General features: G+C 61.3%; 20 protein-coding genes and 2 pseudogenes. 14 read left to right on the top strand and 8 right to left on the bottom strand.

What is annotated here, in order from left to right; genetic code table 11:
• The first annotated feature begins 60 nt into the window (after positions 1-60).
• A complete protein-coding gene (locus MKR05_RS08270) occupies positions 61-843 on the top strand; it encodes a DeoR/GlpR family DNA-binding transcription regulator (RefSeq protein ID WP_117128954.1) in 783 nt (260 codons plus the stop codon).
• 15 nt (positions 844-858) lie between these two features.
• On the opposite strand, the gene MKR05_RS08265 is transcribed toward MKR05_RS08270, so the two are convergent.
• The 4 genes from MKR05_RS08265 to MKR05_RS08250 all read right to left on the bottom strand — a co-directional run bounded on the left by MKR05_RS08265 (position 859) and on the right by MKR05_RS08250 (position 5,483).
• Positions 859-1,848, bottom strand: coding sequence for an isopenicillin N synthase family oxygenase (locus MKR05_RS08265; protein WP_023289988.1), 990 nt, complete (start codon positions 1,846-1,848; stop codon positions 859-861).
• A gap of 20 nt (positions 1,849-1,868) precedes the next feature.
• The gene (locus tag MKR05_RS08260; protein ID WP_238875674.1) at positions 1,869-3,287 is read right to left on the bottom strand and encodes an amidohydrolase family protein; all 1,419 of its coding nucleotides are present in this window, start codon (positions 3,285-3,287) and stop codon (positions 1,869-1,871) included.
• A gap of 11 nt (positions 3,288-3,298) precedes the next feature.
• Positions 3,299-4,288 (bottom strand): ABC transporter substrate-binding protein, encoded by a 990-nt coding sequence (locus tag MKR05_RS08255; protein WP_023289990.1) that lies wholly within the window; start codon positions 4,286-4,288, stop codon positions 3,299-3,301.
• 295 nt (positions 4,289-4,583) lie between these two features.
• Positions 4,584-5,483, bottom strand: a complete 900-nt coding sequence (locus tag MKR05_RS08250; protein WP_004202952.1) for a LysR family transcriptional regulator — start codon at positions 5,481-5,483, stop codon at positions 4,584-4,586.
• Positions 5,484-5,688: 205 nt separating this feature from the next.
• Between MKR05_RS08250 and MKR05_RS08245 the strand changes: the two genes are divergently transcribed.
• The 11 genes from MKR05_RS08245 (at position 5,689) to MKR05_RS08195 (ending at position 15,016) form a co-directional block, all read left to right on the top strand.
• The gene (locus MKR05_RS08245; RefSeq protein WP_065812963.1) at positions 5,689-6,657 is read left to right on the top strand and encodes a PDR/VanB family oxidoreductase; all 969 of its coding nucleotides are present in this window, start codon (positions 5,689-5,691) and stop codon (positions 6,655-6,657) included.
• An 11-nt stretch (positions 6,658-6,668) separates the two neighbouring features.
• Positions 6,669-7,952 (top strand): amidohydrolase family protein, encoded by a 1,284-nt coding sequence (locus tag MKR05_RS08240; RefSeq protein WP_135718772.1) that lies wholly within the window; start codon positions 6,669-6,671, stop codon positions 7,950-7,952.
• A complete protein-coding gene (locus tag MKR05_RS08235) occupies positions 7,942-8,421 on the top strand; it encodes a RidA family protein (protein WP_101991779.1) in 480 nt (159 codons plus the stop codon). Before MKR05_RS08240 ends, MKR05_RS08235 begins: the two co-directional genes overlap by 11 nt.
• Positions 8,418-9,299, top strand: coding sequence for a creatininase family protein (locus MKR05_RS08230; protein ID WP_032453162.1), 882 nt, complete (start codon positions 8,418-8,420; stop codon positions 9,297-9,299). The genes MKR05_RS08235 and MKR05_RS08230 overlap by 4 nt, the downstream gene beginning before the upstream one ends.
• Positions 9,299-10,282: an ABC transporter substrate-binding protein gene (locus MKR05_RS08225; RefSeq protein WP_048297670.1), complete on the top strand. Its 984-nt coding sequence runs from the start codon at positions 9,299-9,301 to the stop codon at positions 10,280-10,282. Before MKR05_RS08230 ends, MKR05_RS08225 begins: the two co-directional genes overlap by 1 nt.
• A complete protein-coding gene (locus MKR05_RS08220; RefSeq protein WP_023289995.1) occupies positions 10,279-11,109 on the top strand; it encodes an ABC transporter ATP-binding protein in 831 nt (276 codons plus the stop codon). The genes MKR05_RS08225 and MKR05_RS08220 overlap by 4 nt, the downstream gene beginning before the upstream one ends.
• A gap of 1 nt (position 11,110) precedes the next feature.
• A complete protein-coding gene (locus tag MKR05_RS08215; RefSeq protein ID WP_023289996.1) occupies positions 11,111-11,926 on the top strand; it encodes an ABC transporter permease in 816 nt (271 codons plus the stop codon).
• A 26-nt stretch (positions 11,927-11,952) separates the two neighbouring features.
• The gene (locus MKR05_RS08210; RefSeq protein WP_284118118.1) at positions 11,953-13,374 is read left to right on the top strand and encodes an FAD-binding oxidoreductase; all 1,422 of its coding nucleotides are present in this window, start codon (positions 11,953-11,955) and stop codon (positions 13,372-13,374) included.
• A gap of 391 nt (positions 13,375-13,765) precedes the next feature.
• Entirely contained in the window at positions 13,766-14,242 is a 477-nt protein-coding gene (locus MKR05_RS08205) for a hypothetical protein (RefSeq protein WP_109547594.1), read from the top strand.
• Between the two features lies 1 nt (position 14,243).
• Complete coding sequence (locus MKR05_RS08200) at positions 14,244-14,675, top strand: hypothetical protein (RefSeq protein WP_032453166.1); 432 nt, start codon at positions 14,244-14,246, stop codon at positions 14,673-14,675.
• Between the two features lie 41 nt (positions 14,676-14,716).
• Positions 14,717-15,016, top strand: a complete 300-nt coding sequence (locus tag MKR05_RS08195) for a hypothetical protein (RefSeq protein WP_109547243.1) — start codon at positions 14,717-14,719, stop codon at positions 15,014-15,016.
• An 89-nt stretch (positions 15,017-15,105) separates the two neighbouring features.
• On the opposite strand, the pseudogene chrA reads toward MKR05_RS08195, so the two are convergent.
• The 4 genes and pseudogenes from chrA to MKR05_RS08175 all read right to left on the bottom strand — a co-directional run bounded on the left by chrA (position 15,106) and on the right by MKR05_RS08175 (position 18,535).
• Positions 15,106-16,472 (bottom strand): annotated as a pseudogene (chrA, locus tag MKR05_RS08190) (chromate efflux transporter).
• Positions 16,441-16,731 (bottom strand): annotated as a pseudogene (locus MKR05_RS08185) (chromate resistance protein ChrB domain-containing protein); the annotation flags it as partial. The pseudogenes MKR05_RS08185 and chrA, both read right to left, overlap by 32 nt.
• Positions 16,732-16,906: 175 nt before the next feature.
• On the bottom strand, positions 16,907-18,100 hold the full coding sequence (locus MKR05_RS08180) for an MFS transporter (RefSeq protein ID WP_284118119.1): 1,194 nt from the start codon (positions 18,098-18,100) through the stop codon (positions 16,907-16,909).
• 198 nt (positions 18,101-18,298) lie between these two features.
• Positions 18,299-18,535 (bottom strand): tautomerase family protein, encoded by a 237-nt coding sequence (locus MKR05_RS08175; RefSeq protein ID WP_004202976.1) that lies wholly within the window; start codon positions 18,533-18,535, stop codon positions 18,299-18,301.
• A gap of 60 nt (positions 18,536-18,595) precedes the next feature.
• Here MKR05_RS08175 and MKR05_RS08170 point away from each other — a divergent pair, with 60 nt between their 5' ends.
• Both MKR05_RS08170 and MKR05_RS08165 read left to right on the top strand, forming a co-directional pair.
• Positions 18,596-19,057, top strand: coding sequence for a helix-turn-helix domain-containing protein (locus MKR05_RS08170; RefSeq protein WP_064158413.1), 462 nt, complete (start codon positions 18,596-18,598; stop codon positions 19,055-19,057).
• 253 nt (positions 19,058-19,310) lie between these two features.
• The gene (locus MKR05_RS08165) at positions 19,311-20,528 is read left to right on the top strand and encodes an MFS transporter (RefSeq protein WP_064158412.1); all 1,218 of its coding nucleotides are present in this window, start codon (positions 19,311-19,313) and stop codon (positions 20,526-20,528) included.
• The last annotated feature ends 59 nt before the right edge of the window (positions 20,529-20,587 follow it).

Here is a 20,587-nt window from a genome sequence, read left to right as displayed (position 1 = left end):
GCCCTCGGCGTGCAGGTATATTAACGGCATCAGCGACTTCAGGGAGAGTAACCAGCGTTCATGTCGAAGAGAAAAGAAGACCGTCAGCAACAGATCCTGCGCGAACTGGCTGAGACCCCGACCCTGCGGATTGGGGATATGGCGCGCACCCACGGTGTCTCTACCGAAACCATCCGTCGCGATCTTGACGAACTTACCCGCCGGGGCGTTCTGAACCGAACTTACGGCGGTGCGGTGCGGGCCATGAACAGTGAACCGACGGTCACGGAGCGCCATCAGCTGTTTACCGAAGAGCGCGAGCGCATCGCCCGGGATGCCGTCCATTGTATGCGCGACGGCAAAATATTTATGATCGGCTCCGGCGCCACCACGGTACATGTTGCCCGCCGGATGGCCAGCGAGCTGCGGGATATTACGGTCATCACCCACGCCTTCGGCGTCGCAACGGTGCTGTCAATGAATCCAACCATCCGGGTGATCGTCGCTCCCGGAGAGTACTGCGCGACCGAAGGGGCAATGACCGGTGCGCAGACGCTACAGTTCCTCAGCCAGTTCACGGCGGACTATACGCTCCTGGGGGCCAGCGGTATCGCCGCCGATGGACCAAGCGAGGCGTTAATCGACAGCGGAACGGTTTACCGGGCGATGATCCAGCGCGCCGCGAAGAGCATTGTCGTCGCCGACCATTCGAAGTTCGGCCTCACCTACCCCTACCACTACGCGGGCTGGTCGGGCATTAGCCGTTTAATTACTGACCAGCCCCTGCCCGACCATCTCGCTACCGTACTCGGCCGGGAAAAGATGGTCGTGGCGCGTGGTCATGCCGCTCCTGAACAGCAGTGACCCGCGCCGGTACGTTTACCCTTTGGCGAAATTGGCCTGGATCCGCTGCTGCAGATAATCCTCGGCGCTGATGGGCGGGTACTTCCTCTGCGGCCCAAGGATCTCGATATCTTTATTGGCCTGGCAGAAAAACGCCAGGCTGTAGCGCGGCCCCTGATATTCGTGGGGCTGCGGGTTTCTCACCCGGTGGAAGTTAGACGGCAGCTGGTCGTCGCTCCAGCGCATCAGCATATCGCCGATATTGCAGGTGATGACCTCTTCCCTTGGCTCAATGCTGGTCCACTGCTGGCTTTCGCGGTCCTTGCCAGGGCAGACCTGCAGGCCGCCCTGACCGGGGCGCTGGAACAGCAGCGTCAGGCAGTCAAAATCGGTATGCGCGCCGGCCCGCCACATCCCCTGCTGCGACTGCTCGGTTGCATAGTAGTGCAGCATGCGCAAGGTGCTCTGATAGGTATCACGCTGCGGATCGTGCGCGGTGGTAAAAAACGATTCCGGAAAACCGAGCTTTAAAGCAAAGCAGGAGAGGATCTTCATCCCCAGCTGCCAGCACTGCGATTCAAATCCGAGCATCGTCTGTCGGAAGCCTGGCAGCTCCCGATCGCTGGGCCAGCGCCCGTCCATCAGCGGACGGGTTATCTGATATGACTCTTTTTGATCCGGCGTGCGGGTCGATGGCCGGACCTGCGCCTTGCTCTCCCAGCCGGCGTTGCCGGCCAGCGGATACTGGCGCTTCACCTCGTCGGGCAGGTCGAAAAACGCCTCGGTCGTGCTGAACGCCTGGCGGATCGCCGCCAGCGGAATACCGTGGTGGCTGACCTGGAAGAAACCGATCTCCACCGCCGCCTCCCACAGTTGTTCGGCAATGTCATTTTTTCTTTCGGCAAAGTGAGACAGGTCGATACAGCGCACTTCGCGGGCAAAGGTCTCTTCGCCCTGGGCGCCCATCAGCGCCTCTTTTTCCAGTTCCTGTAAGGCATAGCGTTGATTTTGGGTGGTTGCGTTCATCGTCATTATCCTGTGATCAGTTAAACAGCGGCGCGCTGTTGGAGGGTACGGACTGCCGCCAGCGCGTCGTGGCGCATCGCGTCAAGGTCGAGACCGGGAATGGCGTCATCTTCCACGATGGGCCGGCCATTCAGCAGCAGCGCCTTCAGCGCGGCGCGGCCGCCGCAGGCCACCGGGCCAATCGCCATATCATGCAGGCCGAAGTAGCGCGGATCGTCCAGCCGGTAAATGGCGAGGTCCGCCTGCATCCCGACCTGCAGGGTGCCGCTCTGCGCTAAGCCAAGGATCTGCGCCCCGCCGGCGCTGCCCCAGCGCACCACATCCTCCACCGTGGCCGCATCGGCTCCGCCCTCGAAGGTGCCTCCGGCGTAGCGCGGCTGCGCCAGCATCCCTTTGCGCGCGCGCTGCAGCAGCCATGCGGCATGGGCTTCGCTTTGCATATCCGCCGCTTCATTGGAGGCAGCGCCGTCCACCCCCAGCGAGACCGGGACCCCGGCCTGCTCCAGCGCCAGCAGATCGGCGATGCCGCTGCCCAGTCGGCCGTTGCTTTGCGGACAATGAGCAATGCCGGTTCCGGTGCGGCCCAGCAGGGCAATCTCCTCCGGCAGAAGCTTCACCAGATGGGCAAACCACACGTCATTTCCCAGCCAGTCGTGCTCCGCGCAGAACTGCACCGGCGTCATGGCGAATTTCTGCCGCGCGGCGTCAAGATAATCGACGGTTTCCGATAAATGGCTGTGCAGCCGGATCCCCAGCTGGCGGGCCAGCTTCGCCATCTCCCGCAGCTGGGCGCCCGGCGCGGAGTGCAGGACGGTAGTGGGCGCCATCACCACCCGGCGCAGCGAGTCAGGCCGCGGGTCGTGATAGCGGCTGACCAGCCGTTCAATATCCGCCATATAGCCGTTGAAGGTTTCCGGACGCAGCGCCACCGGCAGATCCTGCTCCACCGCCCGGCCCTGGGTCGCCCCACCCCGGCACAGAACGATGCGCATCCCCAGCGCTTCCCCTTCGCTGAAGAGAATCTCCGACGTGTCGAAAGGCATATCCGGCCAGTACAGGTAGTTGTGATCCGCCACGCTGGCGCAGCCCGAGCGCAGGAGCTCCACCAGACCAATGCGCACCGCCAGACGAAAGGTATGTTCATCGAAAGCCGCGCGAAAGCGGTACGGCGTGGCGCTCAGCCAGGCCGTCAGGCTCTGGTTCAGCCCCTGCGGCTCGCCCTTCAGCAGCGACTGAAAAAGATGATGGTGCGTATTCACCCATGCCGGATAGATTACGCAGTCGCGGGCGTCAATCAGTCGCTCTTCCGGCAGCGGCGTCAGGCTGCCGATGGCCGCAATCTTGCCGTCGCGGATGCGAATATCCGGCCCGGCCAGCCGCGCCGCCTCTCCGGACAGACCGCTGAGGATGGCATGGGCATTTTTAATGATGAATGACATGGCGTCGCTCCTCAGGGTTTAACCTGCATGGTCTGGACAAAGTCGGTGGTATAGGCCTGTTTCCAGTCGGTGGCCGCCGCCAGCAGACCGGCGCTGACCATAAAATCGCGCGTCTTTTGCCAGCGGGCGTCGGTCATCGTCCCCCAGCCCTGGCTGGCGGCATCCCCGCCGTCGATCAGATGATGCTCACGGATCTGGGTCACGCCCCAGGCGAGCAGATCGTCGGTCATTTTCGGGTTGTCCTGCTTAATCAACGCATTTCCCGGCGCCGGATCCTTGAGATAGCTCACCCAACCCTCCATTGAGGCGCGGACAAACTTCGCCATCGCCGCTTTACGCTCAGCGATGGTGTCCGGGCGGGCGATGAGAATGCCGCCATAGGGAGGATAACCGTGCTCAGAAAAGAGGAAGAAGTTCGCCTTCACCCCGGCCTTCTGCACCTGAAACACCTCGGAGCTGACATAGGCCTGCTGGGCGACAGCGTCGTCGACGACAAAGGGTTGAATATTGAAGGTATAGGGGCGAACCTGAGCGTCGCTCAGCTGGTATTGCGCCTTCAGCCACGGCCACCATGTCGCCTGACCGGAGCTGGAGACCAGAATGGTTTTGTCTTTCAGCCCCTGCAGGGAGGTGACATCGGCGTGGGTCAGCAGCCCCTGGGGATCGTACTGAAAGGGCGCGGCAATGGCTTTCGCCTGGAAGCCGCGCTGAATGCCTTCCAGCAGCTGCAGATCGTAACCGATGATCACATCGGCCCGCTTCGACAACAGCAACTGCATGCCGTTGACCTGCGGTCCACCGGAGCGGATCTCGACGTCGAGACCATATTTTTTGTACAGCCCAGTGGCCTGAGCCTGATAATAGCCCCCCTGCTCCGCCTGAGCGTACCAGGAGGTCAGCAGAACGATTTTTTCCTCGGCCTGAACGGCCAGCGAGACACCGCCGAGGGCCATCAGGCCCAGCCAGCGTAAGCCCCGGGGAAGGCGTGCGCCTGTTTTCATTATCCCTCTCCTCTTTACGCCGGGAGGGGGAGCGAGCGAATGTGGCTCAGCCTCCCATCCCGGTCAACATTGAACCGCGACATGGTGACTGAGCAATGTCCCGTATGGATAACCCGTACTGACCGCTTCTACTCACACTCAGCTATACAAAAACAATGCCAGATTTGATGGCCCGCGAGCGGCCGCGAAAAATCGCCTGCGCCGCCGCCCTTGGGCATGCAACCTTTGATTCATGCACACAATAAATGCACCACCTTGGTGCGTTGATGAATGATTTTAGTGCCTGTCCGGTCTCTCACAGCTGGCTGAAGAGCATCTCCAGCTGGTTCAGCATCATCGAGGCGGCAAGGGAAAGCTGGCGGGCGGGCGAGACGCACAGCGCCAGGGTGAAAGGCTTAAGCTGCGGATCGGTTAGCGGCACAAACGCCAGCTGGCCGGACTCGATCTCATCGAGAATATCCAGCCGGCACAGGATGCCGATGCCCATCTGCTCTTTGATCAGGGTGCGGATCATGTGGATGTTATTCGATACCGCCACCTCCTTCACCTCGTTGCCGCTGATGTTCACCAGCGCCTCCACCGGTTCGCTGATCATCAACGGGGCGGATGGCAGGATAAACGGGTAGTCGATGCACTGGCTAAAGCGCACAGCGCTGCGGCTGGCCAGCGGATGGCCGGTCGGCACTACGATCCCCATATTCATTTCGGCAAACGCCCGCACCTGCAGTTCGCGGGAGGTCTGCGGATTGAGCATGATGCCGAAATCCGCCTCGCCGGAGATCAGCGCCTGCTGGATGTGGATATTGTTAATGGTGGTCAATGTAAAAGAGATGTTGGGATAATGTTTGTGCACTTCTTTGAGCATCGTCGAAAAGAAATGCCGGTTAATGGCATCGATAGTGGCGATGCGCACATGCCCCCGCCGCAGTCCGCGCAGGTCATCCAGCTGCTCGCAGACCCGGGTAAAGTCCTTTTTCCAGTTATTGGCCGCGTGCAGCAGCAGCTCCCCGGCGGCGGTCAGCCGCAGCCCGGTGGGATGGCGCTCGAAGAGCGGCATCGCCAGCTCCTGTTCCACGCGCAAAATCTGACGGTCAATAGAAGACGCAGACACATGCAGCGCCTCTGACGCTTTACGAAATGACCCCTGACGGGCCACTTCGGTGAAATAGAGCAGAAATCGGGAGAAGGCAAACATCGTTTGGGTGCTCTCTTTTTTGCAACGGGTTGTGCGAATCAAAGCTCTGGACGCAACAGTTTTATCACAATACCGTAGCATTCATAGCGGAGAAACGATCGTTTCATCCATTTTTGCACGCCGGACAGTCACCGCGAAGGAGCGGGTATCCCTTCGCTGCCCCTGGCCGCCCTGCAGACAGCGGATTGAGGGAGAGAAAACGGTAATGCACAGCCACGATCTTATTTCGGTCTCGGTGGGGGAAATACGCCCCAACGGCGAAGGAAATCTATCTTTAATATTGCAGGCGGCGGCCGGGGAAATATTACCGGCCTACTCCGCCGGGGCGCATATCGATATTATTATTCCCGGCGTTGGCCCGCGGCAATATTCCCTGTGCGGCATGCCTGACCGCGGTAATCATTATGAAGTTTGCGTCCGGCTGACGGATGCGTCCACCGGCGGCTCACGCTATTTGCACCAGCAACTCAAACACGGCGATCGGCTCTCCATATCGTCGCCGCGCAACCATTTCCCCCTGCCGGAGGCCGGGCGCTACCTGCTGTTTGCCGGCGGTATCGGCATCACGCCTTTGCTGGCGATGGCCGAAGCGATTGCCGCCAGAAAAGGGGCGCTGGAGCTGCATTATTATGTCGCCAGCTCGCGCCAGACGGCCTTCACATCGCGCCTGGCCCAGCTGGCCGCGAGCGGCACGGTGGCGATCCACTGCAGCGAGGAAGGCGCGTCGTTTCGCCAGCGGATCCCCGAATGCTTAACCACGCCCCACCCTGATACCGCAGTGGTGGCCTGCGGCCCGGAGGGCTTTATTCAGCGACTGCGGTCAGTCATGGAGGAATATCGCTGGTCGCCGTCGCAATTCGTATTCGAGCGCTTTACTCCCGCGGCGGAAAATAATATCGCGGCGAACAACGCATTTTATATTGAGCTGGCCTCCAGCGGGCAGCGTCTGCAGGTCGCCGCGGATCAAACCATTGCTCAGGTATTACAGCACGCCGGCGTGGAGGTGATGCTCTCCTGCGAACAGGGAATGTGCGGATCGTGTATTACCGGGGTTCTCGACGGGCTCCCCGAGCACCGGGACAGCGTGCTGACGGCGGAAGAGAAAGCCGGCAACGACCAGATCACGCTCTGCTGTTCGCGGGCGAAATCGCCGGGTCTGGTTTTGGATCTGTGAGGAGACTGACGATGACGTTCCCCTCCTCTTGCGCGCCGTTCGCTGGCATCAGCCGCGCCCGACTTCCGGCCTGGGCGCTGCCCGACGGCTGGCCGATGCAGGCCAACGATGAACCGCGGCTGGCAGACCTGGCCTTTCGCGATGGACGGATCGCCGCCGTGACGCCGTCCGCCGAGCCGGCTCCCGGCCTGTGGGACCTGGCGGGGGCCCTGACGCTCCCCGGCCTGGTGGAACCCCATGCCCATCTGGACAAAACCTTTACCATTGAACGCTGCCGTCCGGCGCAGGCCGGGCTGCTGGCGGCGATCCACGCCATGCACGAGGATCGCCGACACTGGACCAGGGCGGATATTCAACGTCGGGCGTCCGCCGCGCTGGCCCGGGCGGCAGCAAATGGCGTGACCCATTTACGCAGCCATATCGACTGGTTTACCGCCGACGCGCCGGACGCCTGGCAGGAGATCGCCCGTCTCGATACCGGCGGCATCACCCTGGAACGGGTGGCGCTGGTCCCGCTGCCCCTGTTTCGCGATCCGGCGGACGCCGAGGCCATTGCCCGGACGGTCGCCAACAGCGGGGAGCGCTGCCTGCTGGGGGGCTTCATTCACTCCTCCAACTGGGACGCCGCGGCCATGGCAAACCTGCTGCGCAGCGCGGCCCGCTGGGAACTGGATCTGGATTTGCATATCGATGAGGAGCTCAGCGAGGTGTCTCAGGGGCTGACCTGGCTGGCGGATCATCTCTCCCGCCACCCATTCCCCGGGCATATCTGCTGCAGCCACGGCTGCGCGCTGGCCGCCGGCAGCGACGCGCAGGCGGCGCTGATCCTGCGCCAGCTGGCGGCGCACGGCGTCACCCTTATCGCCCTGCCGATGACCAACCTGCTGCTGCAGGATGCGACGTTCGGCCGCACGCCGCGCCAGCGGGGGATCACCCTGCTGCACGAGGCGCAGGCCGCCGGCGTGGCCACCCTGCTTGGGTGCGACAACGTGCAGGACGCTTTTTGTCCGGCGGGAAGCTACGACCCGCTGGACACCCTGGCCTGCGGCCTGTTCAGCGCCCAGCTCAGCGACCCGTTCGACCGGCAGTCTCGGCTGATCTGCGATCGCGCGGCGCTAACCGGTTCGCCGGCAGACGCGGCCCCTTTTGCCGTCGGGGCGGCGGCCAGCGTGGTGATTTTCCCGGGTAGCGACCGTTTTACCTGGCCTTTAAACAGCGCCGCCCGTCTGGTGGTTAACCACGGCAGGTTAACCCACCGGCGAGTGTGGCAGGAGGAGATGGCACATGAGTCTTGAAAAAGGCGCGGGGGCGCCGCTGGCGCGGTATGCCGCCTGGCGCAGAGCCGGCGATTTTATTTTTCTCTCCGGCATTATTCCGGTCAATCCCCTGACCGGCACCATCGTCAACGGCTTTCAGGATGTGCCTGAGCCGGTGCGGGAGCTGCTGGGGGCGACCGGGGAATTTTCAACCGATGCGAAACAGGGGCCGATCCTCGCCCAGAGCTGGTACGTACTGGAAAGCATCCGCCGCACCGTGGCGTCGGCGGGAGGGCAGATGAGCGACGTTATCAAGCTGGTGCAGTACTTTCGCAACCTTGACCATTTTCCCTATTACAGCCGGGTCAGGAAGCTGTTTTATCCCGACCAGCCGCCCGTATCCACCGTGGTGCAGGTCAGCGAAATGCTGCCCGACGCCACGGTATTGATTGAAGTCGAAGCAACCGTCTGGTTACCCCAGCCAATTCACTCCGAGGCACCGCGATGATTAACGGTTACATTCCTGCAGCGCGCTTTCTCCCTTTTCTGAGCTGGACGGACGTGGCCGCCCTGCCGGATAAAAGCAATACGGTTATCGTCCTCCCCACCGGAGCGATCGAACAGCACGGCCCCCATCTGCCCTGCTCGGTGGACAGCGTGATCTCCTCCGGCGTGGCGGGCCATGCCCTCGCCCGGCTGCCGGCGGCGATCCCGGCCTACGCCATCCCGCCGATCGTCTACGGTAAGTCAGAGGAGCATCTGCATTTTCCCGGCACCCTGACCCTCAGCGGCGATACCCTGCTGCATACCCTGCTGGAGATCGCCGAATCCCTCTATCGGGCCGGTTTTCGCAAGCTGCTGATGATCAACGGCCACGGCGGCCAGCCGCAGATCCTGCAGATCGCCTGCCGGGAAATGCGCCTGCGCCACGGGGATTTCATCGCCATCCCGCACGACGTGTTCAACGTGCCCAACTGCGAAAAACAGTTCCTCAGCCCGCATGAACAGCGGATGGCAATGCACGCCGGGCATAGCGAAACGGCGCTGATGCTGGCGCTGGCGCCGGAGTGCGTTCATATGGAGCGGGCGGTCGCCAACTTCCCGCCGGAATTCCCCTGCCCGACCCTGTCGAAAGGCCGCCCGGCGGCGGCGTGGGCGTCCTATGACTTTGGCCCCAGCGGGGTGATTGGCGACCCAACCCCGGCGACGCGGGAGCAAGGCGAAGGGCTTCTCGACTCCCTCGCCGCCAGCTGGGCGCAGGCAATCATCGAGATTCACCGCATGGCCTGGGTCGAACGTCGCGAACCGACCTGGGGCAAACAGCACTGGCACGGCTTTGTGCAGTCCCTACCACCCTCTTTCGCTGCTGAATCCAAGGAGCCCTGATGAATACCAGATCAACGCCAGTTTTTACCCTGCTGACCGTGGCCGCCCTCGCGGCCTCAGCCTCCTGCGTCGCGGCGGAGAAGTTCACGTTTCTCACCAACTGGTATGCCCAAGCGGAGCATGGCGGTTTTTACCAGGCCCAGGCCACCGGGCTGTATAAGCACGCCGGACTTGATGTCGAAATTAAAATGGGCGGCCCGCAGATCAACGTCATGCAGCTGATGGCGGCCGGTCAGGCGGACTGCACCCTTGGCGACAACGGCCAGGCGCTGGAGACCTGGCAGGCCGGGGTGCATGCGGTAACCGTCGCCACCGTGTTCCAGCACTCGCCGACGGTGTTTATCACTCATGACAAAGTGAGCAACCCGGCGGAGCTTAAAGACAAAACCTTCCTGCTCGCCACCGAGGCCTATACCTCCTTCTGGCCGTGGGCGAAGAGCGAGCTGGGTCTGGCTGGCAGCAAAGTGCGCCCCTATACCTTTAACGTTCAGCCGTTCCTCGCCGATAAAAATCTGGTGCAGCAGGGCTACGTGACCTCCGAGCCGTTCTCCGTCGCCAAAGGCGGGCAGCCGTTCTATGTCTATCCGCTCAGCGACTGGGGCTACCCGCCCTACGGCAACTCGATTATCTGTATGGCGGACACCATCCGCAAACGTCCGGCGGCGGTGGCGGCCTTCGTCAAAGCCTCCATGGAAGGGTGGAAAAGCTACCTGCAGGATCCTGGCCCCGGCAACAACCTGATCGGCAAAGCGAACCCGCAAATGAGCGCCGAGCAGATCGCCTTTGGCATTGCCCAGATGAAGCAGTACCAGCTGGTGACCGGCGGCGACGCCATGACCGGCGGCATCGGCATCATCACCGAGCCGCGGCTGAAGAAAACCTGGGACATGCTGGTGAAAAACAACCTGATCGACGCCAGCAAGGTGCCGTTTGAGCAGACTTACACCCTGGAGATGGTCAAAGACGCCGGAGTGATGCCATGAATACCGCCCCGAAACTGACCGTGATGAGCGACACCCGCTTTATACCCGCCTCCGCCACGCCGGCCATCGAGGTGCTGTCGGCGGAGAAGATCTACAGCAACGGCACCCGGGCGCTGCTGCCCGTCAATCTGACCATCAACCAGGGGGAGTTCATTACCCTGCTCGGCCCGTCCGGCTGCGGTAAGAGTACGCTGCTGAAGATGGTCGCCGGCCTGGTGGAGCCCAGCGACGGCAAGCTGATGCTGTGGCGGCGCGACAGCCGGGAAAAAGCGCAGCATCCGCTCTCGTTCGTCTTCCAGGAGGCCACCCTGATGCCCTGGAGCAGCGTGCGCAATAACGTCAGGCTGCCGCTGGATCTGGCCGGCGTGCCGCGCGCGGAGGGCAACACCCGGGTGAGTGAAGTCCTTGAGCTGGTGGGGCTCGGCAAGTTCGCCGACGTCCTGCCGCGCGAACTCTCCGGCGGCATGCAAATGCGCGTCTCCATCGCCCGCGGCCTGGTCACCAGGCCAAAGCTGCTGCTGATGGATGAGCCCTTCGGCGCGCTGGATGAAATTACGCGGAACAAGCTCGACAGCGATCTGCTGCGCCTGTGGCAGGAGCAGAATCTGACGGTGGTCTTCGTCACCCACTCGATCCACGAAGCGGTGTTTCTCTCGCAGCGGGTGATCATGATGGCGGCCCGTCCCGGACGGGTGGTGGAAGATATCGCCATCCGGGAGCCGTTCCCGCGCAGCGAGGCGTTCCGCGTCAGCCCGGCATTTTCCCTGTATGCCCGTCAGCTGCAGGACAGTCTGTTGCAGGCCAGCCAGTCCGGTATGGAGCCATAATATGAAGACCACAACCTCAACGCCGTGGATCCAGCATCCGCGTTTTCTCAAAATTCTCTATCCGACCCTCGTCGCGGTGGCGGTGGTGCTCCTCTGGCAGGGCGCGGTAAGCTATTTCCGCATCCCGGCTTTTCTGGTGCCGTCGCCGCTGGTGATGTTGGACAGCCTGTGGACGCATCTCACGCCGCTGCTACTGGCGCTGCTGTTCACCCTCAAGATCACCCTGATCTCGTTTCTGCTGTCGATTGTCATCGGCGCCGCCGTGGCGTTTATCCTGGTGCAGAACCGCTTTGTGGAGACCGCCCTGTTTCCCTACATCGTGTTTTTGCAGGTGACGCCGATCGTCGCCATCGCCCCGCTGATCATCATCTGGGTGAAGGACGCCACCCTCTCGCTGGTGGTGTGCGCCACTCTGATGGCGGTCTTCCCCATCATCTCCAATACCACCCAGGGACTGCGCAGCGTCTCCCCCGGCCTGCTGAGCTATTTCCGCCTCAATCACGCCAGCCGCTGGCAGACCCTGGTGCGGCTGCGTATCCCCTCGGCGCTGCCCTATTTCTTCGGCGCGCTGCGTATTTCCAGCGGGCTGTCGCTGATTGGCGCGGTGGTGGCGGAGTTTGTCGCCGGCACTGGCGGGACCAATACCGGGCTGGCCTATCAGATCCTGCAGGCCGGCTACCAGCTGGATATCCCGCTGATGTTTGCCGCGCTGCTGCTGATCTCTCTCGCCGGGATCGCGCTGTTCGGCGTGATGTCCTGGGTCTCGCGCCGGGCGCTCAGCGCCTGGCATGAAAGCGAAGCCGTGCAATCTCATTAATGTTTTGCTGACGAACAGGAAAAAGAATGATGACTGATGAACAGCGTCAACAAGCGGTCGCGGCGATCCAGCAGGCACTCCCGGCGCTGGAGTGGACCCTGCAGCCGGCGAAACTCAAACGGCTTTCCCGCGATTTTCACTGGTTCAGTCCGGTACTCGCCGAGCAGCTGGCGGGAAAACAGGCGGACGCGGTGGTTCGCCCGCGCGATGAAGAGGAGCTGCGCCAGCTGGTCGCCGCCTGTGCGCAGCATCAGCTGCCGCTGACCTTGCGCGGCAGCGCCACCGGCAACTATGGACAGCTGGTCCCTCTCGAAGGAGGGATGCTGGTGGATATGACCGGGCTCAACCAGATCGTCGCCCTCGGCAACGGCACGGTGAGGGCCCAGGCCGGCATTCGCCTGGCGGACATCGAAACCGCCGCCCGCCCGACGGGCTGGGAGCTGCGCTGTATGCCGTCGACCTACCGCCTGGCGAGCCTGGGCGGCCTCTACGGCGGCGGGTTCGGCGGCATCGGCTCCATCAACTATGGGCCGCTGGCGGCGCCCGGCAATGTGCTCAGCGTCAAAGTGATGACCGTCGAGCCGGTCCCTCGCGTACTGACCGTCCCGGCACCCGAAGCGCTGCTGCTGCATCATGCCTACGGCACCAACGGCATCATTCTTGAGGTTGAGCTGGCGCTGGCTCCCGTGCACCAGTGGATAGAACGCCTGGACGTGTTTGACGATTTCGCCGATGCCCTGAACTATGCCAACGCCTGCGTCCGCTCGCCGGGGCTGGTGAAGCGCCAGGTCGCGCTGCTGGCCACCCCGATCGCTGACTATTTTAGCCACCTCAACGATCGTTACCGCCCCGGGCAGCATGCGGTTATCAGCCTGATCGCCGAAGAGAGCGAAGGCGTGTGCGCCAGCCTGTTACAGCGCCATCGCGGGGCCAACGCCATCCGTCAGGCCAGCGATGAGGCCCGGGCGCGCAATAGCTCGTTAATGGAATACTGCTGGAACCACACCACCCTGTATGCGCTCAAGGAGGACAATACGCTGACCTATCTGCAGACCGCGTTTGATCCGCAGCGCTATCCACAGCAAATTTTACAGATGGAACAGCATTTCGCCGGGGAGGTGATGTCCCATATTGAATTTCTGCGCGATATCGAAGGCAACCTTACCGCCAGCGGTCTGCAGCTGGTGCGCTATACCACGCCCGAACGTCTCAACGCGATCATGCAGATATTTCGCGATAACGACGTCAAAATTAACAACCCCCACGTGCTGCAGGTTGAGGACGGCAAACAAGGGGTGATTCGCCCTGACGTGGTGGCGGTGAAACAATCTCTCGACCCCGCGGGATTGCTTAACCCCGGCAAGCTGCGCGGCTGGGCGCTGCGCGACCAGCTGGAACTGGACAGCAACCCGCTGGCGCGGGCCACCCGCGAAACGCCCGCGACCTGATCGCCCCGCTCCGCTCCGCGTGCAGGCTAACGCGGAGCGGGCCCGTTTCTCTTCCCCCTGCCCGCACGGCGAGTTTTTTTACGCCACTCATTCATATGAATGAGTGGCGTCTCTGTTTCCTCCGTTATACTCATCAAAAAAGCGACGATAAATTTATTATCGCGGGTTAAATTCACGGATCAATATTGCTCTCGAGTTAAATTGTCATTTCTGGCAGGTACTGGCAAATAGTTTATTATTCGCGATCATTAAATTATCACTTGCCCCTTGCCTACCTGAACAATAAAAAATGACCGTGAAACTTACCCGCCAGGAATTATTCCTGTGCAGTAAACACTTGTTAAAAACGTTGTCATTTATTTTTATTCAACACAGAAATAGTGAGGGTGATATGAGCGATGCCATTTCTTCGCAACTTGAAAACATCATTACGATGCTGATCGCCATTAGTATCGCCTCGGAAAGAGTGGTAGAGATTATTAAAGGGTATTTTCCCTGGCTTAATCTGGAAAAGCAGGATCCAGTCATAGAAGGAAAACGCAAATCTGCCCTGCAGCTATTAGCGGTGGTGGCCGGAATTGTGACGGCGTTTTTGACGCAACCCTTCGTCGCCGGCAGTTTTTCGGCCTTTAAACACCCGGATCTGATGACATTATGTATTGGCTTGATGGCGAGCGGCGGGTCTGCGTTCTGGAACGCTATCCTTAATTATCTTTTGCAAGTGAAGAACCTGAAGAAGCAACAAGTCAACAGCGTGAAAGCGGATGCAGTAGTCGATCCTCTCCCCCCATCTCCGGTTTATCAGGACGTGGTTCCTGGCGCAGAACCGGTCAGCTCAAACCCCTGTTTCAATCCGGAGGGTAAATAACATGGTATGGCGTGTCGCAAAGAGTCTGCTGATACTCAGAGATCAGATTAATCAATATGCTCCGCACCGCAATAAGGCCAGCGATGGCACCATTGGTGATGAACATCATGCCCACACCAACTCGGATCATAACCCGCAGGTGTTGGATGGAAATATTGGTGTGGTTACGGCTATCGATATTACGCACGATCCCGCTCAGGGGTGTGATGCTCAGGCGATTGTCAATGCACTGGTCGACAGCAAAGACAAACGAATTAAATACATTATCTGGAACAAACATATTATTAGCGCTTCTGTCCAGCCATGGGTATGGCGCGATTACCATGGCGCCAGCCCGCACGATAAGCATTTCCACTTATCCGTAGTGCCGGTTAAAGCGCTGTACGATTACACCTTACCGTGGCTTTTCTTTAAGCCACAAACCTGGAAGTAAAAATGAGTTAATCCTCTTTCTCCTGTTACTACGAGGCTAATATGACACAACAAACTGATATTGAGAAAATAAAAGCGGCACTCAACGCCATCGAAGAACTCGAACAGATTGCCCGTTCAACGCAGCCAGCCGATATAAAGAATTTTTGCGTGGAATATAACAAAACATGGAAAAAGAAAGTGGATGCCGCGCTGACGCTGCTTGACGGATCTACGGGCTCACTGCTTGTTAAGTTCGTTCCGTACTTACCCATGCTGCTAATGATTATTAAGATGCTTAAAGAAGGAGTTGAACAATATTGTCAATTGCAGCTCGCGGTGGAGCCTCCCGTAGATAAATAAGTGCTCACCATCCGACCAGTGCCTGCACAGGCACTGGCCTCTTCCCCGCTACCGCATCTGGCGACGTTTCTCTCAGCCCGACGCCGACCTTATCCTGCGCCGGACAGTCCCGCCATATGGACGATAAGCCCCACCGCGGCGGCGGCGGCCAGCACCCAGGTCAGCTTCCACTTATAGCGAAACAGCAGCCCGGCGGCGCCCAGGGCAATGGCCGCAGACCATGGGTCGAAACCGGACGGTCCCCAGACGCTATGCCAGATAAAAAACAGCGCCAGATTCAGGATAACGCCCACCACCGCGGCGGTGATAGCAGTCAACGGCGCGGTAAATCCCACTTTATTATGCGTGGTTTCAATAAACGGCCCGCCGGCGAGAATAAAGATAAACGAGGGCAAAAAGGTAAACCATGTCACCAGGCACGCCGCCGCAATGCCCCCAGCAGCACATCATCGACGCCCAATACCGCTTTGGTGTAGCCGCCGACAAACCCGACAAAGGTCACCACCATGATCAACGGCCCGGGGGTGGATTCCCCAAGGGCGAGGCCGTCCATCATCTGCCCTGCGGTCAGCCAGCCATAGTGGGTTACCGCCCCCTGGTAAACGTAAGGCAGGACGGCATACGCCCCGCCGAAAGTCATCAGCGCGGCTTTGGTAAAGAACCAGCTCATCTGGGTCAGCGGATGCGCCCAGCCCAGCATTAGCGTCAGAGCGGCCATCGGCACCAGCCACAGCAGCATCCCGGCGATCAGTACCTGGGCGGTACGCCGCCAGCTGAAAATGGCATGGGCCGGGATCGGCGTCGCGTCATCAATGATGGCGGCCCCGCCGGGGTGACTCTGCGCACGGTGGGCGTCCGCTTTGCCGAATGTCGCCGGCGCCATCCGTCCGCCGATAAACCCGACGATCGCCGCGGTCAGGACGATCAGCGGAAAAGGAACGTTCAGCGCAAAAATAGCGACAAAGGCAGCGGCGGCGATGGCCCAGTAGGCGCCATTTTTCAGCGCCCGCGAGCCGATGCGGTGCGCTGCCTGCAGCACGATCGCCGCCACGGCGGGTTTGATGCCATAAAAAATCCCCGCCACCACCGCGACATCTCCCCAGACGAGGTAGATCCAACCCAGCGCGATGAGTAACGCCAGCGAGGGCAAAATAAACAGCACCCCGGCGATGACGCCTCCCCAGGTTTTATGCATCAGCCAGCCGATATAGGTCGCCAGCTGCTGCGCCTCCGGGCCGGGCAGGACCATACAAAAGTTGAGCGCGTGCAGGAATCGTCCTTCCGAGATCCAGCGGCGGTTATCCACCAGCTCCTGGTGCATCATGGCGATCTGCCCGGCAGGCCCGCCGAAGCTGATAAAGCCGAGCTTCAGCCAGAAGCGAAATGCCTGCCAGAAGGAGACGGAGGCGACGACGGTAGGACTGTCACTCTGCGGAAGAACCACCGTTTTGCTCATGATTGCCAGACCTCATTTCACAGGATCTCAGTAGGCCGTCGAACAGCGAGCAGGCTGCCGCCAGCAGTTGGTGATCGTCCGTAATGGTTTCCCGCAGCCCTGCAAGCACACTCTCCACTCCCGCCGCCTCCGGGGTCGGTACCCCACCGACGTCCAGGAAGTGGATAAGCCGCCCCAGGGTATCGGGGATCGCGGCCTCCAGAGCACTGCGTCGGGCCAGAACGTCGAAGGTCACCCGCGTGCCGACGTGCTCTTCAGGGTTCAGCGGCTTGAGAGATCGTCAGGTTGAGGGTCAGGAGATGCATTCTCATGCAGTAGACATTACTACAGCATGTCGCGTATGTGACGTTTTCCCACGCGCTGGCTTTGATAAAGTTCGGCAACGCATTTGCGAAAAGCGCAAAAAGACGGCCCGCGCAGCGGCAGACCTGGCGCTAAGCGCGGGGTGGCGATAAAGGGCGCAGCAGCAGGGTGAACAGCGCCAGCCCCACCGGCACCAGGGAGCCCCACAGCACCGCGTTCCAGCCGAAGGCGTTGAGCAGAACGCCGGACGAAAACGAACCCACGATCATCACGCCGAAGACCAGAAAATCGTTGAGCGACTGCACCTGGGTCTTCTCTTCCGGGTGGTGGAAATCGATGATTTTCGCCGAGGCGCCGGTGAAGCCAAAGTTCCAGCCGATGCCGAGCAAAATCAGCGACAGCCAGTAATGATATACCCCGACGCCGCTGAGACCGACCGCCACCGACGCGCCGGTGATCAGCAATCCCGCCGCCGCCATGCGCACGGCGCCGAAGCGCTGGATCAACCGGCCGGTGACAAATCCCGGGCCGTACATCGCCATCACATGCCACTGGATCCCGAGGTTGGCGGCCTGCTGGGAAAGACCGTGCATATGCATGGAGAGCGGCGCGGCGGTCATCAGAAAATTCATCACCATATAGGCCACCGCCCCGCTGAACACCGTGGTGGCGAAGCCCGGCTGGCGGATAATCTCGCGCAGCGGCCGCCCTCCGCGCACGCTGGCCGCCGCGGGCTCTGCCGACGTCACGCCTGCCAGCAGAATGGCGGCGAGCGCCGCCACCAGCGCCTGAGCGAGAAAGGTGAAGGCAAAGGTATGGGTCGGCCAGAGGTGCATGGTGCCGGTGACCAGCATCGGGCCAATGATCCCGGCGGCCACACCGCCGCCCATCACCAGCGACAGCGCGCGGGCGCGACGTTCCGGAGCGACGCCGTCGGTGGCGGCAAAGCGAAAACTGAGCGCCACCGCGGCATAGGCGCCGCCGAGCATCGCGGCGAAGCAAAACAGCAGAAAAGAGCCCAGCACCACCGCCAGAGCGGCCGCCAGACCGGTGACCACCCCGGCGCCGGTACCGGCCATAAACGCGGCTTTGCGGCCCCGCTTTCGCGCCAGCGCGCCGAAAGGCAAAATCGAGGCCGCCATCCCCAGCACAAACAGGGTGATCGGCAGCGTGGCCAGCGACGGGCTGGGGGCGAGGGTATTGCCGACGATAGCGCCGGTGGCGTAGAACACCACCGAGTTGGCGCCGGCCAGCGCCTGAGCGGCGGCCAGGCGGATGATATTTTTGTTCTGCGCCGCCAGCGGCAGCATCTGTTCTGTAGACATCCGTTGTTTTCACCGGTGTGAGAGTGACGCCAGGCTGGCCGTCTGGCATCGCGCCCTGTTTGTTGGGTTCCCTGACCGTTACCTTAGCCGCAAAATACGCTTTTGCACCATAGCGAATAACAATATTACCCGGCGATCTGACTCCTCTTCTGCGCCAGATCGCCGGGGCGGGCTTCGCAGCCCGGTTTATTCAGGGGATCAGTCGCGCCGCGCCGCGGCGAATTTAGCCGCAATCATCGCGGCCGTCGGCTGGACGCCCCCCAGGCTCCACTGTTCCGGGTCATGTTCATCAATGCGGATCCATACCGACTGGCGGAACTGCGGATCGCCCTGCCCCTCAATCTCCACCAGCAGATCGGTCATCCGCCGCAGCAGCTCACTTTTCTGTTCCGCGGTCATGATCCCTTTAATGGTTTGCACGTTAACAAATGGCACGCTATGCTCCTTAGCATCTAAGTCTAAAATTCAAACTCAGAGTAGAAGGTCAATCTCGCGATGTCAAAAAATAAATCACTGCCCTACCTCGATCCGGAGCTGTGCGGCCTGGCGGAAGGAGCCAAAATACTCGGCGACCGCTGGGTGCTGCTGATCCTCCGCGAGGCGTTTTACGGTGTGACGCGCTTTGAAACGATGCAGACGCATACCCATATCACCCGCCAGACGCTCACCACCCGGTTGAAAACGATGACCGAAATGGGATTGCTCCGCAAAGTCCCCTACCGGGAAGCGGGGGCTCGCGAGCGCTATGAATATGTTCTCACCGATAAAAGCCGTAGCCTGGCGCTGGTGCTGTTCGCCCTGATGGAATGGGGCCACCAGCAGGTGCTGCACAGCGCGCCGCATATTGCGCTGGTGGATAGCGTCAGCGGCGAGGCCGTCCATCCGGGGTTCGTCACCGCCAGCGGCGGCGTGGCGAATCCCGCCGCGCTGCAGATCGTTAAAGCAGACGAACGCTGATAGCCCCGCGGCGCAGGCTGCGGCGCGGTTGCCCCGTTACAGAACTTTCGTAGACCTCTGGCGGAAGCCGCGACGAGCAGGTATGTTGCATTGCCACGTTACCCGAAGACAGCGGGACATTTTGCTTTCATCGAACGGTGCGATAAAGGATGACGCTCTCTGCCGGGTCCGATCCCGGCCATTATCCGTGGCGCACGCCATGACCGCTCTGGTCCGCCGCTGATCCGCGGATCGCTCATGCTAAAGGTAGAAAATGTCGCTTCGTTCACTGCGGGCTTTATGTTTGACCAGCTTCTTTATCGCCGACGTTCGCGACGGCCTTGGGCCGTTTCTGGGGATCTTTCTCACCCAGCGTCACTGGCAGGCGGAGGATATCGGCCTGTTGATGACCATCGGCGGCGTTGCTGGCCTGCTGGCGACCCTGCCCGCCGGCTTCATCACCGACACCTCGCGGCATAAGCGCGTGCTGCTGGCCGTGGTCTGCCTGGTGATAACCCTGACCACCCTGCTGCTCTGGTTCAGTCAGAAGACCAGCGTGGTGGCCCTTTCGCAAGTCGCCAGCGGGATCTGCGCGGCCTTTGTCGGACCGTTAATCGCCGGGATCACCCTTGGGCTGACCCGACAGCGCGGCTTTAGCGCCCAGATGGGCAAAAACGAAGCCTTCAACCACGCGGGGAATTTCTTCACCGCGCTGATTGCCGGGGCCATCGCCTGGTACTGGGGCATCGGCGGCATTTTCATTCTGATGGCCGGTACCACCCTGTTCACCCTCATCGCCCTGCTGGCGATCCGCGGCAGCGATATCGACGATGACGCCGCCCGCGGCCTCGAGTCGGCCGTCCCGCCCTCTCTGCCTGGGTTTGCCATCCTGTTCCGCCATACGCCGCTGCTGATCGCCGGGGTGACCCTGATGCTGTTCCATCTCGCCAACGCCGCGCTGTTGCCGATGCTGAGCATGCGGATCGCCGCCGCGCCGGGACACCTCAATCCGGGGCTGTTTGCCGCCGCCACGGTGATTATTTCGCAGGTGGTGATGATCCCGGTGGCCATTCGGGTAGCCGGCAGCATCGACAAATATGGTTACTGGCGATGCATTCTGCTGGCGCTGCTGATCATGCCCATCCGCGCGGCGCTGGCGGCCTCCAGCGACGCCCCGGCGATGATGGTCCCGGTGCAAATTCTTGATGGTCTGGCGGCAGGGATTTTGGGGGTGGCGGTGCCCAGCTTTATCGTCTCGCTGCTGCGCGGCAGCGGGCACGTCAACGCCGGACAGAGCGTGGTGATGCTGATGCAGGGGGCCGGGGCGGCAATGAGTCCGGCGTTAACCGGCGCTATCGCCGGACGCTACTCCTTTGCCACCGCCTTCGGGGTGCTGAGCGTTATCGCGCTGGTCGGGCTGATGGTGTGGTGGCGCAGCGCCCCGCTGCTCGCCGCCTCCGCGTCGCCGCCGGTCGGCGAAAGCGGCCAGTAAAGAAAGGATTTCGTCAGGCGGACAACAGCCCCCTGCTGTCCGCTTGACGTATAAGAGGC

The organism is Klebsiella sp. K5-204, assembly GCF_030128585.1.
Classification (GTDB): Bacteria; Pseudomonadota; Gammaproteobacteria; order Enterobacterales; family Enterobacteriaceae; genus Klebsiella; species Klebsiella quasipneumoniae.
This window is presented reverse-complemented; position numbering and strand designations above follow the sequence as displayed.